The organism is Cellulomonas sp. Marseille-Q8402, from assembly GCF_965119525.1.
In genome coordinates this window covers 1,324,548-1,338,762 of the sequence record NZ_CBCPLX010000002.1, presented here as the reverse complement: position 1 = coordinate 1,338,762, position 14,215 = coordinate 1,324,548, and the positions used below count along the sequence as shown (strand labels likewise).

Annotated in this window: 14 protein-coding genes; 5 read left to right on the top strand and 9 right to left on the bottom strand. The window is 76.0% G+C overall.

The annotated features are described in order from the left end of the window. Window positions 1-45: 45 nt before the first annotated feature. The 3 genes from ACWPWW_RS17110 to ACWPWW_RS17100 form a co-directional block, all read right to left on the bottom strand. Entirely contained in the window at window positions 46-684 is a 639-nt protein-coding gene (locus ACWPWW_RS17110; RefSeq protein WP_454051529.1) for a hypothetical protein, read from the bottom strand. A gap of 94 nt (window positions 685-778) precedes the next feature. Then, the gene (locus tag ACWPWW_RS17105) at window positions 779-1,342 is read right to left on the bottom strand and encodes a GNAT family N-acetyltransferase (RefSeq protein ID WP_454051856.1); all 564 of its coding nucleotides are present in this window, start codon (window positions 1,340-1,342) and stop codon (window positions 779-781) included. Then, the gene (locus ACWPWW_RS17100) at window positions 1,302-2,270 is read right to left on the bottom strand and encodes a DMT family transporter (protein WP_454051528.1); all 969 of its coding nucleotides are present in this window, start codon (window positions 2,268-2,270) and stop codon (window positions 1,302-1,304) included. Before ACWPWW_RS17100 ends, ACWPWW_RS17105 begins: the two co-directional genes overlap by 41 nt. Before the next feature lie 69 nt (window positions 2,271-2,339). Here ACWPWW_RS17100 and ACWPWW_RS17095 point away from each other — a divergent pair, with 69 nt between their 5' ends. Next, window positions 2,340-3,302 (top strand): GGDEF domain-containing protein, encoded by a 963-nt coding sequence (locus tag ACWPWW_RS17095; RefSeq protein WP_454051527.1) that lies wholly within the window; start codon window positions 2,340-2,342, stop codon window positions 3,300-3,302. Window positions 3,303-3,309: 7 nt separating this feature from the next. Here the strand turns inward: ACWPWW_RS17095 and ACWPWW_RS17090 are convergent, their stop codons facing one another. After that, window positions 3,310-3,789, bottom strand: a complete 480-nt coding sequence (locus ACWPWW_RS17090) for an NUDIX hydrolase (RefSeq protein ID WP_454051526.1) — start codon at window positions 3,787-3,789, stop codon at window positions 3,310-3,312. Between the two features lie 63 nt (window positions 3,790-3,852). Between ACWPWW_RS17090 and ACWPWW_RS17085 the strand changes: the two genes are divergently transcribed. Continuing rightward, on the top strand, window positions 3,853-5,730 hold the full coding sequence (locus ACWPWW_RS17085; RefSeq protein ID WP_454051525.1) for a M48 family metalloprotease: 1,878 nt from the start codon (window positions 3,853-3,855) through the stop codon (window positions 5,728-5,730). 16 nt (window positions 5,731-5,746) lie between these two features. Here ACWPWW_RS17085 and ACWPWW_RS17080 read toward each other — a convergent pair whose 3' ends face one another. Together ACWPWW_RS17080 and ACWPWW_RS17075 are read right to left on the bottom strand one after the other, a co-directional pair. After that, complete coding sequence (locus tag ACWPWW_RS17080) at window positions 5,747-6,601, bottom strand: NAD-dependent epimerase/dehydratase family protein (protein ID WP_454051524.1); 855 nt, start codon at window positions 6,599-6,601, stop codon at window positions 5,747-5,749. Between the two features lie 61 nt (window positions 6,602-6,662). Beyond that, the gene (locus ACWPWW_RS17075; RefSeq protein ID WP_454051523.1) at window positions 6,663-7,493 is read right to left on the bottom strand and encodes a hypothetical protein; all 831 of its coding nucleotides are present in this window, start codon (window positions 7,491-7,493) and stop codon (window positions 6,663-6,665) included. Between the two features lie 104 nt (window positions 7,494-7,597). Between ACWPWW_RS17075 and ACWPWW_RS17070 the strand changes: the two genes are divergently transcribed. Beyond that, window positions 7,598-8,566, top strand: coding sequence for a ribokinase (locus tag ACWPWW_RS17070; RefSeq protein ID WP_454051522.1), 969 nt, complete (start codon window positions 7,598-7,600; stop codon window positions 8,564-8,566). A gap of 28 nt (window positions 8,567-8,594) precedes the next feature. Here ACWPWW_RS17070 and ACWPWW_RS17065 read toward each other — a convergent pair whose 3' ends face one another. After that, window positions 8,595-9,806, bottom strand: a complete 1,212-nt coding sequence (locus ACWPWW_RS17065; protein ID WP_454051521.1) for an amidohydrolase family protein — start codon at window positions 9,804-9,806, stop codon at window positions 8,595-8,597. 121 nt (window positions 9,807-9,927) lie between these two features. Next, the gene (locus tag ACWPWW_RS17060) at window positions 9,928-11,514 is read right to left on the bottom strand and encodes an MFS transporter (RefSeq protein ID WP_454051520.1); all 1,587 of its coding nucleotides are present in this window, start codon (window positions 11,512-11,514) and stop codon (window positions 9,928-9,930) included. A 241-nt stretch (window positions 11,515-11,755) separates the two neighbouring features. Here ACWPWW_RS17060 and ACWPWW_RS17055 point away from each other — a divergent pair, with 241 nt between their 5' ends. Further along, window positions 11,756-12,739 (top strand): Lrp/AsnC family transcriptional regulator, encoded by a 984-nt coding sequence (locus ACWPWW_RS17055; protein ID WP_454051519.1) that lies wholly within the window; start codon window positions 11,756-11,758, stop codon window positions 12,737-12,739. A 59-nt stretch (window positions 12,740-12,798) separates the two neighbouring features. Here ACWPWW_RS17055 and ACWPWW_RS17050 read toward each other — a convergent pair whose 3' ends face one another. Then, window positions 12,799-13,368 carry a CG0192-related protein gene (locus ACWPWW_RS17050; RefSeq protein WP_454051518.1) on the bottom strand — a complete coding sequence of 190 codons (570 nt, stop codon included), beginning with the start codon at window positions 13,366-13,368 and terminating at the stop codon, window positions 12,799-12,801. A 155-nt stretch (window positions 13,369-13,523) separates the two neighbouring features. Between ACWPWW_RS17050 and ACWPWW_RS17045 the strand changes: the two genes are divergently transcribed. Next, entirely contained in the window at window positions 13,524-14,201 is a 678-nt protein-coding gene (locus ACWPWW_RS17045) for a hypothetical protein (protein WP_454051517.1), read from the top strand. The last annotated feature ends 14 nt before the right edge of the window (window positions 14,202-14,215 follow it).

The window sequence follows — 14,215 nt, the reverse complement described above, 5'->3', positions numbered from 1 at the left end:
TCATGCAGGATCCCCGGACGTCCTCGAGGAGTCGGGAGAGGCGGGTCAGCCCCGGCGCTGCACGTCGTTGCGGCCGAAGTCCTGCAGGAACCGCGGCCCGCGCTCGGCCAGCTCGCGGGTGAAGTCCCCCGACCAGCCGGCGTACGGCGCCCGCGCCAGGCCGTCGTTCGAGAACCGCGCGTCGTCGGTGACCTCGGTCTCGCAGAACGCGGGGATCTGCAGGTCGGTGACCGGCCCGGAGCGCTCGCACTCGGCGATGACCAGCGGGCTGTTGGCGCCGCCGAACACGTCGACCACCCAGCCGTCCGCGCCGAGCCACACGGAGTAGCGGTTCTTCACGATCCGGTGCCCGCCGCGGCGGATCGTCTCGATGCCGACGGTGACGTCGATCTCGCGCTCCGCCTCGTACCGGGTGCCGACGTTCATCGGGCCCTTCAGCGTCAGGGCGCAGAACTCGAAGCGGTCGCCGACCTCCTCGAGCACCGCGAGCGGGTCGGCGTCGGCGCCGAGCGCGAGCCGCAGGCCGGAGGCCTGGACGCGCAGGCGCAGCGCGTAGCCGTCCTGCGCCAGGTAGTACGACTGGACGATGAGCACGGGGTCGGGCTCGGACAGCAGCTCGGCCGGCGGGGTGCGCACGAAGAACCGGCGCTCGAACTCGAAGTCGCCGTAGCCGGTGTCGCTCACCGCGGGTGCCTCCTCGCGCTCGTCCGTGCGGCCGGACCGCCGCTGCTGGTCACGGTACGCGACCGGGCAGCACGCAGCGCCGGGACGACACGCCTCACGCCGGCAGCAGGTCCATCCCCAACGTCCGGCCCCACGGGTGCGTGTCGACGGTGCGGAAGCCCACGCGCTCGTAGAACGCGATCGCGCCGGTGTTCTCCGCGGCGACGCCGAGGTGCAGGCCCGGGACGCCGCGCGCCCGGAGCGCGTCCGCGAGCGTCGTGATCAGCAGCCGGCCGAGGCCCTGGCCCTGCGCGCGCGGCAGCAGGTCGATGTGCAGGTGCGCGGGGAACCGGTCGGTGACGGCCTCGGCGTACTCGCCGCCGTGGTGCACGGTGTGCAGCAGCTCGTGGTCGCGCGTCCCGCCCCGGGCCGGTCGCAGCGGGTACCGCTCGCGCAGCGCCGGCCACCAGTGCGCCTCCTGCCAGCGGGCGAACGCCTGCGAGTCGTCCGTCCCGACGACGTAGCCGACCAGCCCCGCGTCGTCGGTGACGACCCACGTGAGCCCCGGGTCGGCCACCGGGTAGGGCGCGGCGTACACGTGGCCCAGCAGGTCGGGGTCCCGGTACACCGGGGTCGCGTCAGTCCCCGCGTCGCCCGTCAGCAGGCACACGCGGTACATCCCCGGCAGGTCGCACGTCGCGAACGGTCTCACCCGCATGCCCCGGGACCCTACCGGGCCGGTCCCGCACCAGGAGCACGCCCCCGAGCACCAGGACGCCGCCGACGACCTGCGCCGCCCCGAGCGCGTACCCCGTCGCGGCGGAGATCAGCACGGTGAACACCGTGATGAGGTTGAGGTACGACCCCGCCTCGGCCGGCGGCACCCGGCGCAGCGCCAGGTTCCACAGCAGGTACGACCCGACCGACGGCAGCACGACGATGACGACCAGCGCGACGGTCGCGTCCCGGCTGCTCGGCCAGTGCACCTGCCCCGCGGCGGCGAACGGCGCCATGACCACGGCCGCGATCGCCGCCTGCACCGCGGTCGACGCGATCGGCGGGACGCCCGCGAGGGTCCGGCCGCCGATCGTGTAGACGCTCCACACGACGATCGCCCCGACCATCAGCAGGTCGCCGACGTTCAGCTCGAGCGACGTGAGCCCGGTGAGCCGGCCCCCCGTGATGACGACCAGCACGCCCACCAGGCCGACGACCATCCCCAGCACGGCCCGCCGGGACGGCGCGCGCCGCACGACGGCCGCGCCGAGCAGCGCGATCAGCGCCGGGTTGAGCGCGTTGACCAGGGACGCGTTCACGGACGACGTGTGCTGCAGCGCCGTGTAGACGAACAGCGCGTACCCCACCATGCCGAGCAGCGACAGGACCACCTGGCGCGGCCACGTCCGCAGCACCGCGCGCCAGTCCGGCCGCTCCACGACCTGGGCGATGACCAGCAGCGGGACCGCCGCGAGCGCCCAGCGCAGCGCCGTCAGGCTCACCGGGCTCATCTCCCGCACCGCCACCGCGCCGAGCACGTAGTTGCCCGCCCAGAACAGGGTGGCTCCCACGAGCGCGAGGACGGGTCCGGTGCGGGCGGAGCGGGGCACGCGCAGACGATACGCGTCTCACCCGCCGCCACGGTTACCGCGGGCCCGCGGGATGCCGACGAACCGGGCATGAGCCTGTCCGACGCCCCGGCCCCGCGGCTGTACGCCACGCGCGGGCACCTGGCGTGCGCGCTCGGGCTCATGGCGGTGCTGGTGGTCGGTGGCGGCTTCTGGCCGCTGAGCGACGAGACACCCGTCGAGCGCTGGTACGCGGTCGCGGCGCTGATGGTCGCGCTGGCCGGGCTGGTGCTGGTCGTGCCCGCGCGGCCGTGGGTGATGCCGGGCGCGCTCGCGCTCGCGCTCCTCGGTGCCGGGGTGCTGATCGCGTCGTGCCGGACGGCGGAGGGGCTGGTCGTGCTGTCCCTGGGCGTCATCACCGCGGCGCAGTACGCGGCCTACGCGTTCCGCACCCGGGTCGCGGCGGGCCTCGTCGCGCTCGCGCTGGCCGTGATGACCGGGGGCATGGTCGTCGCGCCGGCGCCCTTCCACGTCATGACCTGGCTGGTCGTGTTCGTCATGACCCTCGCCAGCACCTCGCTGCTGGGCTACGTCACGCACTGGCTGCGCCGGCACGCCTCCACCGACGACCTGACCGGTGCGCTGACCCGCGGTGCGCTCCTGCAGGGGATCGACGCCCAGGTGCGCGAGGCACGGCGCACGGGCGCGGCGCTCGCGGTGGTGTCGGCCGACGTCGACGACTTCAAGTCGATCAACGACACCCGGGGGCACCTGGCGGGCGACGAGGTGCTCGCGGGGCTCGTCGCCACGTGGCGGCGGTCGCTCGGCTCGCGCAGCTGCATCGGGCGCGTCGGGGGCGACGAGTTCGTGATCGTGCTGCCCGGCCGGGACGCCGAGGCGGCCGCGCGGTGGGTGGCGGAGACCCGCGCCGCGTCCGTGGCGCCGTGGAGCGCGGGGATCGCCGCCGTCGGTCCCGGCGACGGCGTGCGCGACCTCCTCGACCGCGCGGACGTGGCGCTCTACGAGGCGAAGCGCGCCCGGGGTGCCACCCGGGTGCCGCACCAGGGGCGCTGAACGCGGGTCAGACGGCGAACCGGGTGGCGGTCTCCGGCGCGAGCGCGTGCGCGACCCGCGCCTGCATCTCCGCCGACATCTCCGGCATCGCGTCGACCGGGAACCAGCGGGCGTCGCTGTTCTCGCCGTCCCCCGGCCCGGGCTCCCCCGACACCCAGCGGAACCGGAACGTCAGGTCGAGGTACTGCGACCGGTCGCCGTTCGCGTAGGTCATCGGCGGCAGGCTGTGCACCCAGGCCAGCCGCTCGGCGACGGCCACCACCTCGGCCTCCTCCAGCACCTCGCGGGCACCGGCGACGGCGGGCTCCTCCCCCGGGTCGATGATCCCCGTCACGGGCGTCCACGCGCCGTCGTCGGCCCGCTTCACCAGCAGCACCTCCTCGCCGTCCGGCCCGGGACGGACCACGACCGCGCTCACGCCGGACAGCCAGAGCAGCTCGTGGCCGATCTTCTCGCGGAGGTCGAGGACGAAGTCAGGTGTGGGCACGGCCCCGATCGTACGGGTGACGTCCGCGCACGTCAGCGCGCCCGGTGCTAGCGTCCCGGCCCGATGACCACCTCGCTGCGCGCCGCCCTGGGCCTGATGATGCTCGCCGGCTTCTACCTCGTCGCCGTCGGTCTCGTCGTCGGGCTCGGCTGGCTGAGCGTCCTCGCGTTCTCCACCGAGCACGCGCGCGGAGCCGGCCAGCTGGCGCTGCTGGCGCTCGTGCTCGCGGCCGGGATCGTCCGCGCGCTGTGGAAGGTCGCGCGGGCCAGGACCGCACCGCCCGAGGGCGTCGCCGTGCCGCAGCGCGCCGCCCCGGAGCTGTGGACCGTCGTCCGCGAGCTCGCCGCGGCGGCGGGCACCCGCCCGCCGGACGAGATCCGCCTGGTGCCCGAGGTGAACGCCGCCGTCTCCGAGGAGGCGCGCCTGCTCGGCCTGGTCGGCGGGACCCGGCGGATGTACCTCGGCGTCCCGCTGCTGCAGGCGCTCGACGTCGCGCAGCTCCGCTCCGTCCTGGCGCACGAGCTCGGCCACTACTCGAGGAGCCACACCCGGCTGGGCCCGCTGACGTACCGCGGCCGCGCCGTGGTCCTCGCCACGGTGCAGGCGCTCGCCGGCACCGTCGTCGGCTGGCTGCTGTCCGGCTACGCGCGGCTGTACCTGCTCGTGTCGGCCGCGGTCAGCCGGCGGCAGGAGCTCGAGGCCGACGAGATCTCCGTGCGCGTCGTCGGGCGCCACGTCGCGCAGGAGGCGCTGCACGAGGTGTCCGTGGTCTCCGCCGCCTGGTCGTTCTACACCGGGACCTACGTCGCGCCCGCCTTCGAGGCCGGCTTCGCGACCACGCCACCCGCGTTCTTCGGCGGCTTCGACCAGCTGCTGCGCGCCCGGGCGGAGGAGCTCGCCGAGCTGCGCGCCGGGGCTCCCGACGCCGAGCAGAGCCGGTGGGACAGCCACCCGTCGCACGCCGTCCGCATCGCCGCGATGGAGCGGATGCCCGACGTCCACCGTGCCCGCGACACCCGGCGGGCCACGCTCCTGGTCCCGGGGTTCGCCGACGCCGCCGCGCTGGTCGCCGAGGGGTCGCTGCGGTTCGAGGACCGGCAGCGCCTCGACTGGCCGGCGCTGGGTACCGCCGCCGTCACGCGCAACCGGCAGCGCACCGCCGACGCGGTGTACCGGGCGGCGGCGCGCCTCGCCGGGATCCCGCAGGCGTCGGTCGCCACCGTCCTGGCTCTCGTCGAGCAGGGCCGCGGGGGCGAGCTGGCGCTGGAGCTGGGCCTCGCGCCGCAGCCGGGCGAGCGCGACCCCGTGGCGGACGCCCTCGAGGTGGTCGTCGCCACCGCTGCCGTGCAGGCCGGGATCGCGCGCTGGGAGCAGCCGTGGGCCGGCGGGCCGCGCCTGCTCGACCGGCACGACGCCCCGATCGACCCGCGACCGCTGGCGGACCTGGCCGCCGACCCGCGCACGGTCCCGGACGCCCGCCGGCACCTCGCGGCGCTGCGGGTGGACGTCGAGCGCGCCGGCCAGGCCTCGGCGCAGCCGGACGCCCTGGGCGCCCGGCTGCTCGGCGGCGTCGCCTCGGTCCAGGTCGACCGCGTGCGGCACGACGTCCTGGTGCTCGACGAGGGCCTGGTCCTGGTGCCGGCGCCGCGCGGGGGCAAGGGCCGCAGGCGGATGCTCGCGCTGATCGAGGAGACACCGGTCGCCGAGCTCGCCGGCCGCTACCGGTACCTGCCGTACGAGGAGGTGGCGACCGCCACCGTCCGCCGCCGGGTCCCGCTGCGCGCCGTGCTCGTGCTCAAGCGCGGCGGCACCGTCCGGCTGCGGTCGGGGTGGAGCTCGGAGAAGCTCGGCGACGACTCCGACGCGGTGCTCGCCGCCGCGGTGCTGAGCCTGCGCCGGACGCCGGCACCCGCGCCTGCGCCCGCGCCCGCCCGGGTCTGAACGCCGGTCCTGGGCGTCAGCCCCGCGGGACCTCGTCCCGCCACGAGTGCTGCGGCTCGAACCCCAGCAGCTCGCGGGCGCCGTCGATGGCCAGCAGCGTCTCGAACTCCCCGAGCTCGCGGCGGACCTCGACCCCGGGGAACTCCGCCGCCAGCAGCTCGGCCGACGGCGTGTCCATGATCGTGTCGGCGGCGGCGATGATGACGTTCTGCGAACCGGTCGTCTCGACCTCCAGCGCCAGCCGGAAGGCCGTCGCCGCGTCCCGCACGTCGATGTAGCCCCACAGGTTCCAGCGGCGCTTCGCGGGGTCGTCCTGGAACGACGGCACCTGCGCGTACGCCTCCGGCGGGAACACGTTGGACAGCCGCAGCCCCACGAACGGGATGCCCGACCACGCCGACACCTGCGCGGCGACGTCCTCGCTCAGCACCTTCGACAGCGCGTAGGTCGTCGTCGGGTACGGGAAGTGCGCCTCGTCCACGGGCGCGTACCGCGGCGGGACGTCGAACGGCAGGCCCAGCGTGGTCTCGCTCGACGCCCACACGACCTTGCGCAGCCCCAGCCGCTGCGCCGCGAGGAAGACGTTGTCGTTCGCGGCCAGGTTCCGGTTGAGCGTGTCCGGCGGCGACTCCATCCCCGGCTGCGGGATGTTCGCCAGGTGCACCACCGCGGAGCAGCCCGCGAGCGCCTCGACGGCCTGCCCGTAGTCGGACAGCTCGGCACGCATCACGTCCACGCCCAGCCCGGCGCGCTCCCCGAACGGCCCCTGCACGTCGGTCGCGTGCACGGTGTACCCGTGCGCGACCAGGTCCTGCACCACCGCGCGGCCCACCTTGCCCAGCGCGCCGGTCACGGCGACGGTCTCGGTCATGGCGGTCATCCTCGCCCGGCCGCGCGGGCGCGTCCACCGGTGCCGGCCGGGGGACGCCGGCTCAGGCCTGCTCCCCCAGCAGCCGGCGCCGCCCGGCCTCGCCGACCAGCTCGCCGCGCGCGCCGGGCGTGCGGCAGTAGTGCTCCAGCGCGGCGACGACGTGCTGCGGGTCCACCGGGAACGCGGGCCCCGGCACGTCGAGGCACGGCCGGTCCGGCACGGGGGCGTGCAGGAACCGGGCCCGGCGTGCGAAGTGCCACGACTCCGCGTCCTTCACCCCGACCAGCCGGACCACGGCCCACTGGTTGTCGTGCTCGACCTCGATGCGGCGGATGTCGTCCCAGTCGAGCCACGCGTCCCCGCCGAGGCCGGTCACCCCGATGCCCAGCGGCGTCAGCACCAGGCGGAGCGGCCGGGTCAGCTCGATGACGCGGTCCGGCAGGCCGAGCAGCACGGGGGCCAGCACCAGGACGGCCAGCCACCACAGCGGGTGCCCGATCCGGGTCAGCGCGGAGGTGATGACGGCGGCGGCGGTCATCACCACGACGGAGACGAACAGCGGCTGACGGTGGAACAGGGTCCGCCAGGTGACGACCACCGAGATCTCGCCGGCGACCGGCTCGACGGTGACCTTGCCGGGGTCCGGCTGCGGGACGTGCAGGTAGTTCCGGTAGAACGACGCGGTGACGGCCAGCCACGCCAGCCCGCCGATCCCGGCCCCGACGCTCGCGCGCGGGCCCCACGCGCCGGGCCGGTCGGGCCGCAGGAGCATGTCCGTGGCGACGGCCACCAGCCAGACCGCCAGCAACCCGGACACGACGAGGACGCACCAGTACACGCCTCGACCCGATCCACCGACCGCGTCGAGACGTCGCTGCGTGGTCCCGGGCATCGGGGACAACGATGCCTGACACGACACCCTCGTGGACAGCCCGGTCCGGCCGCCCGCTGCCCGACGACTGGCAGACTCGCGGCGACGACGTCGAGGAGGACCCGGTGGATCCCCAGCACACACGCACGAGCGCGGGCCCCGACGTCGTCGTGGTCGGTTCGGTGAACGCCGACCTGGTCACCCGGGTGGCCCAGCACCCCGCGCCCGGCGAGACGGTCCTGGGCCTGTCGACGACCGTGCTGCCGGGCGGCAAGGGCGCGAACCAGGCGGTGGCCGCCGCCCGGCTCGGCGCCCGCACCGCCCTGGTGGGCGCGGTCGGCACGGACGCGTTCGCGGAGCCGGCGCTCGGCGGGCTCCGCTCCGCCGGGGTCGACCTCGCGGCCGTGGCGGTGCACGACGGCCCGACGGGCATCGCGCTGGTGACCGTCGCCGAGGACGGCGAGAACACGATCGTCGTCGCACCGGGCGCGAACGCGCGGGTGGACGGTCCGGCGGTGGCCGTGCACCGCGAGCTGGTGGCGCGGGCGCGCGTCGTCGTGGTGCAGGGCGAGATCCCCCGGTCCGGCATCGAGCAGGCGGCCGCCGCGACCACCGGGCGGCTCGTGGTCAACCTCGCGCCCGTGATCGACGTCGACCCCGCCGTGCTGCGTGCCGCCGACCCCCTGGTCCTGAACGAGCACGAGGCGCCGCTGGTGCTGACCGCACTGCACGGCGGCGCCCCCGCCGACGACCCGGCCGACGTCGTGCGGCGCCTGCTGACGCACGGCGCCCGGTCGGTGGTGCTCACCCTCGGCGCCCGCGGTGCCCTGGTCGGCACCGGAGAGAGCGGCCCGACCCTCGTCGCCGCGCCGCGGGTGCGGGCGGTCGACACCACGGGGGCCGGCGACGGGTTCGTCGGCGCGCTCGCGCACCGCCTCGCCCGCGGCGACGACCTGGCGACGGCCGCGCAGCTCGCCGTGCGTGTCGGTGCGTTCGCCGTGGGCCGGGACGGCGCGCAGCCGTCCTACCCGGGCGCGGGCGACGCGCTGCCCGGCGTGGACGAGCCGCACGGCTCGGCCGGCGCGGAGGGCTGAACCGGCGCGGCGGGCTCCGGCCGGCGGGCTACTCCCAGGGGCGGGCCGCGAGCGCCGCCAGGTCCAGGACCCGGCCACCCGCGACGACGTCGGACCGCGGCACCCGCCGGACCAGGGCGTCCATCGGGTTCTCGGCGTCGAGCAGCACGACGTCGGCCCGCGCGCCGGCGACCAGGTCGTGCGGCTCGTCGGTGACGAACCGGGCACCGTCGCGCGTCGCCAGCTCGACCACCCGCAGCAGGTCCTCGTCCCGCACGACGCCGCCCGCACGGGCGTACTGCCAGGCGATGCCGAGCACGTCGCCGTCGCCGTACGGGCTCCACAGGTCGCGGATGCCGTCGGTGCCGAAGGCGAACCGGACACCGGCCGCGTCCATCTCGTGCAGCGGCAGCTGCCGCATCCGCACCGGGGCGACGGTCGTCATCGTGACGCCGAGCGCCGCCATCCGGTCGAGCAGGTCCCGGCGCCGCACCGGGTCGACGTCGACCATCGAGAACGCGTGCGCGAGATTGACCTTCCCGGCGGCGATGCCGTCGCGCTCCACCCGGTCGAGGACCAGGTCGATCTCGAACGCCCCGAGGTCACCGGGCGCGTGCAGGTGGATGTCGATGCCGCAGCCGTGCGACGCCGCGATCGCGAACAGCCCGTCGAGCTGCCCGACCGGGTCCCGGTCGATCAGCGCCGGGTCGAGGCCGCCGATGTGCTCCACTCCGTCGGCGGCGGCCTGCTCGAGCAGGTCCAGCACGCCCGGCCGGCGCAGCACGCCGTCCTGCGGGAAGGCGACGACGGTCAGCTCGACGGCCCCGTCCAGCGCCGCAGCGGCCTCGCGCACCGCCTCGATGCCCCGCAGCCCGACGCCGAGGTCGACGTCGACGTGCGTCCGGACGCGCGTCGTCCCCGTGCGGAGCGACTCCCGCAGCACGCGCTCCGCGACCCGGGCGCTCGGGATGCCGAGCTCGTCGCGGCGGGCCCGCTCGTGCGCGATGCGCCCCTGCGTGCCCGGCCCGCCGCCGTAGGGCTGCCAGGGCCGGCCCCACCAGCTCTTGTCGACGTGGGCGTGGGCGTTGACCAGCCCCGGCAGCGCGAGCCGCCCCGCGCCGTCGACCACCCGCGCCGCCCCGGGGACCGCGGTCCCCGCCGGGACGACCGCGGCGATGCGGTCCCCCGCGACGACGACGTCGCTCGGATCCCCTCCCCACGGGCGCACGTCGCGGATGAGCAGGCCGGCGTCGTCGATCACCCGGCCATCGTGCCACCGGGACGCCGCCACCCCGGACCGCGCCCGGGCGCCGAGATGGCACGTCCCGCCGGTGCGCGGCGGGTGGGCCGCAGGCGGGACGTGCCATCTCGGCGGGTGGAGGTCAGACGGGCGCAGGCGTCGCCTCCCGCGCCCCGGCGGGGTGCGAGGGCTCGGCCGCCGGGCGGCGGAGCAGCACCGCGCACAGCACCGCTGCGAGCAGCGCCAGCGCCGCGGCGACCGTGAGGCTCAGCCGCAGCCCGTCGAGCATCGACTCCCCCAGCGCCCCGAGGACCGCACCGGTCTGCGCGCCGAGGTCCAGGTGGGCGATCGACGCGAGCCCGCCGCCGTCGGCCACGGCCAGCAGCGGCTGCTGCGCCGCCTCGGGCACGCCCGCGTCGGTCAGGTGCCCGCCGAAGGTGCTCGCCGCCCGGGTGGACAGCAGCGCGCCGAGGACCGCGGGGCCGAGCGCGCCGCCGACCTGCCGGAACGCGTTGTTGCCCGCCGCGGCCATGCCGGCCAGGTGGTGCGGCACGGACGCCACGGCGGTGGCGGTCATCGGGGTGAACACGGTGCCGAGGCCGAGGCCGAGCAGCGCCATCCGCCAGGCGACGGAGAGGAACGACGTGTCCGCCTCCAGCGTGGTGAGCGACAGCATCGTGCCGCCGACGACGACCAGGCCGCCGGAGATCAGCCAGCGCGCCGGAAACCGGTGCATCAGGGCACCGACCGGGATGCCGACGAGGATCGACGCGCCGGTCGAGACCAGCAGGCGCAGGGCGGCGTGCAGCGTGTCGAGCTGCTGCACGGTGCCGAAGTACAGGCTCAGCACGAAGAAGAACCCGATGAGCCCGAGGAAGCTGACGACGGCGACCACGGTGGTCGCGGTGAACGCCGGGCTGCGGAACAGCCGGAGGTCGAGCATCGGGCTGGGGCTGCGCCGCTCCACCACGACGAAGGTGACGCCGCCCGCGAGCGCCACGACGACTGCCGCGAGCACGGGCAGGGAGGTGAACGAGGAGGCCCCGCCCTGGATCACCGCGAACACCGCGGCGGTGATGGTGACGGCCGCCGAGACCTGCCCGGCCCAGTCCAGCGACCGGGCGTGCGGGGCGCGCGACTCGGGCAGCACCCGGGCGGCGACGGCGAGCACGACCAGCGAGGCCGGGATCGGCAGCAGGTTGATCCAGCGCCACTCGACGTGCTGCAGCAGGGTGCCGGCGACCAGCGGGCCGACGGCCATGGACAGCAGCATCGACGTGGCCCAGATGCCGATGAACTTGCCCCGCTCGCGGTGGTCGGGGACGGCGTGGCTGATCAGCGCGAGCGTGGTCGGCAGCAGCGCCGCGGCGCCGAGCCCGGACACCGCCTGACCGATCCACACCTGCTGCACCGCGCCGGCGGTGAGCGAGACGAGCGCGCCGAGCCCGGACAGCCCGAGGCCGACGAGCAGCACCTTCTTGCGCCCGTGCACGTCGCCGAACACGCCGGCGGTGAGGATGAGCGCGGCCATCGGCAGCACGAAGGCGGACGACACCCAGGACAGCTCGGCCGTGGTGGCGCCGAGCGCACGCTGGATCGCGGGCAGGCTGACGGACACGGTCGTGACCGGCAGGTAGGCGATGAACACGCCGAGGCAGGCGACCACGAGCGTGGCCGTCCGGCTGCGCCGGGGATCGCCCGGCAGGGCGTGCGGGGTCGACGAGGACATGGATCTCCTTGGGGGCGGCGCTCGGCGCCGGGTCGGGGGTCGCGTACGGCGCTTCCTCGCGCGGGACTCGACAGCCGCGGGCCCGCGTCGCACGGGGGTACGAGCGCGGTGGCTGGAGTCGTCGACGGATGCGTGACGCCGTCGGTCATTCTGCGGGCGGGCGCGCTCGATGCCGAAACGACGCCGTCTCGGACGGCCGGAACCTCCGTGCTGTGCGATTCGACGGGCGGATACTGCCATCATGCTCGACACCCTCGACCGTCAGGTCCTGCACGCCCTGCAGAGCGCCCCGCGCGTGCCGTTCCGTCGGCTCGCGGAGGTGCTCGGCGTCTCCGAGCAGACCGTCGCCCGGCGGTACCGCGCTCTGCTGCGCACGGGAGCCGTCCGCGTCGTCGGCGTGGTCGACCCCGCGGCCCAGGGGCTGGCCGAGTGGATCACCCGCATCCGCTGCCGGCCCGACCGGGTCGGCCCGCTCGCCGACGCCCTGGTCCGCCGCGAGGAGATCGCGTACGCCCACGTCGCGTCCGGCGGCTCGGAGATCACCTGCATCGTCCGGGCGCCCCTCGGCGCGGCGCCGGAGGAGGGCCTGCTCGGCCAGCTCCCCCGGCACGCGTCGGTGCTGGACGTCAGCATCGACCTGCTGCTGCACATCTTCGGCGGTGGCCGGCCGACCGGCTGGACCGGCTACGGCGACCTGCTCACGCCCGAGCAGCTCGCCGCGCTGGTGGACGACGACGCCGCGGAGCCCGGTCCGCCGGTCGCCGTGTCACCCGACGACGCACCGCTCCTCACGACCCTCGCTGCCGACGGCCGGGCCAGCCTCGCCGACCTGGCGTCCGCGACCGGGTGGTCACCCGGCCGGGTCGCCCGGCGGATGGCGGCGCTCGAGCGCGCAGGGGCGCTGGACTACCGGGTGGACCTGCTGCCCGAGGCGCTCGACCGCCCGCTCGCCGCGACCCTCTGGCTGCGCGTCGCCCCGGCGCACCTGGACCGCGTCGGCACACAGGTCGCGGCCCACGACGAGGTCGCGTTCGCCGCCGCGACCAGCGGCCGGAACAACATCATGGCCACGGTGTGGTGCCGCGACCCGCACGATCTCTACCGGTACCTCGCGCGTTCCGTCGCCGACACCCCCGGCATCGACGGGTACGAGGTGAGCATCCGCGCGCGGCGGCTGAAGCAGGCGGTGTCGGTGGTGTCGCGGGGGCGGCTCGTGCGGGCGTGACCGCGGGCAGTCCCGGCCGGTGCTCAGCCAGGTGCTCAGCCAGGTGGTCAGCCAGGTGGTCAGCCGAGGTGGGCGAGCACCGCGGGCTCGTCCTGGCCCGCCCAGGTCCCGGTGAGCACGCCGGCCCCGGGCACGCCGGGCGCCGCCGTCGGGAACCGGACGACGGTGACCCGGGCCGCTCCGTCACCGACACCGCCCCCGACCCCGCTGCCGCGCACGAGCGCGGTCGGCTCGCGCTCGACGTCGCCCTCCGGGGTGCGGACGAACATCCGGACCTGGGTGCCGGCCTCCCGGATCACGCGCGTCAGTTCGGCCCGGTAGACCGGGTCGCCCTCGGCGGCGTAGACCCAGCGGGTGCCGAGGACCGAGTGCTCCGTCGTACCGAGCAGCCACTGCCGCGCGCCGGGGAGCTCGGCGCCCCGGTAGGTCAGCGGGACGTGCACCAGGCGGCCGTCGACGTCGAGCAGGTGCGACTCGATGCCGACCTCGCCCGCCGGGTCGTCGAACCGGTACGCCCCGACCGGCCGCACGACGTCGGCCGGGCCGTCGAACCACGGCTGGTCCGGCAGCCAGGCCGCGACCACCTCGGCCTTGGTCGGGACGAGGGTGGCCTGGTGGATGATCGCCATGCCGCCCACCGTAGCCGGGCGCACCGCGCCGGCTCCCCGCATCCCGCCCGGTCGCGGCGCGCCCCGGGCCGACTTACGTTCTGCGAGTCAGCGGCCGACCCCGCCATCTGCCGCGCAGCACCGCCGCGCGGCGCCGACACGAGGAGCACCCCCAGATGAGCACCGACGACGGCACCACCCCCGACACCCGTCGCGCACCCGGCACCCACCGCGCACCCGACGCCGACCGCCCCGCCGAGGCGACCGTGTCCCCGGACGCTGTCGGCCGGGACCGCGAGACCGTGGTCGCCCGCGAGAAGGAGGCCTACGGCGGCATCAAGATCGGCTCGGCGTTCTTCGGCTGGCTCACCGCCACCGGCACCGCCGTGCTGCTGACCGCGCTCGCCGCCGCCGCCGGCACGGCCGTCGGCATCGCGAACGACACGTCCGTCGACGAGGTCGCCGACCAGGCCGCGTCGGACCCGACGTCCGTCGGCATCGTCGGCGGCATCGTCCTGGCCGTCGTGCTGTTCGTCGCGTACTACTGCGGCGGCTACGTGGCCGGCCGCATGGCCCGGTTCAACGGTGTCAAGCAGGGCCTCGCCGTCTGGCTGTGGGCCGTGGTGATCGCGGTCGTCGTCGCCGTGCTGGCGGCCGTCGCCGGGGACCAGTACGACGTCCTGGGCCGGCTGGACAGCTTCCCGCGCATCCCGGTCGCCGAGGGCGACGTGACCACCGGCGGCATCATCGCCCTGCTGGTGGTCGCGGTGGTCAGCCTCGCGGGAGCCGTGGTCGGCGGCACGGCCGGCATGCGGTTCCACCGCAAGGTCGACAAGGCCGGCCTGGGCCGCTGACCGCGCGCCGTGAA

What these genes read in the sequence shown, in the direction of transcription:
- ACWPWW_RS17105 (WP_454051856.1), bottom strand. Translation starts at nt 1,342, where the DNA reads ATGTACCGCGTGTGCCTGCTGACGGGCGACGCGGGGACTGACGCGACC.
- ACWPWW_RS17095 (WP_454051527.1), top strand. Translation starts at nt 2,340, where the DNA reads ATGAGCCTGTCCGACGCCCCGGCCCCGCGGCTGTACGCCACGCGCGGG.
- ACWPWW_RS17085 (WP_454051525.1), top strand. Translation starts at nt 3,853, where the DNA reads ATGACCACCTCGCTGCGCGCCGCCCTGGGCCTGATGATGCTCGCCGGC.
- ACWPWW_RS17080 (WP_454051524.1), bottom strand. Translation starts at nt 6,601, where the DNA reads ATGACCGAGACCGTCGCCGTGACCGGCGCGCTGGGCAAGGTGGGCCGC.
- ACWPWW_RS17075 (WP_454051523.1), bottom strand. Translation starts at nt 7,493, where the DNA reads ATGCCCGGGACCACGCAGCGACGTCTCGACGCGGTCGGTGGATCGGGT.
- ACWPWW_RS17060 (WP_454051520.1), bottom strand. Translation starts at nt 11,514, where the DNA reads ATGTCCTCGTCGACCCCGCACGCCCTGCCGGGCGATCCCCGGCGCAGC.
- ACWPWW_RS17055 (WP_454051519.1), top strand. Translation starts at nt 11,756, where the DNA reads ATGCTCGACACCCTCGACCGTCAGGTCCTGCACGCCCTGCAGAGCGCC.
- ACWPWW_RS17050 (WP_454051518.1), bottom strand. Translation starts at nt 13,368, where the DNA reads ATGGCGATCATCCACCAGGCCACCCTCGTCCCGACCAAGGCCGAGGTG.
- ACWPWW_RS17045 (WP_454051517.1), top strand. Translation starts at nt 13,524, where the DNA reads ATGAGCACCGACGACGGCACCACCCCCGACACCCGTCGCGCACCCGGC.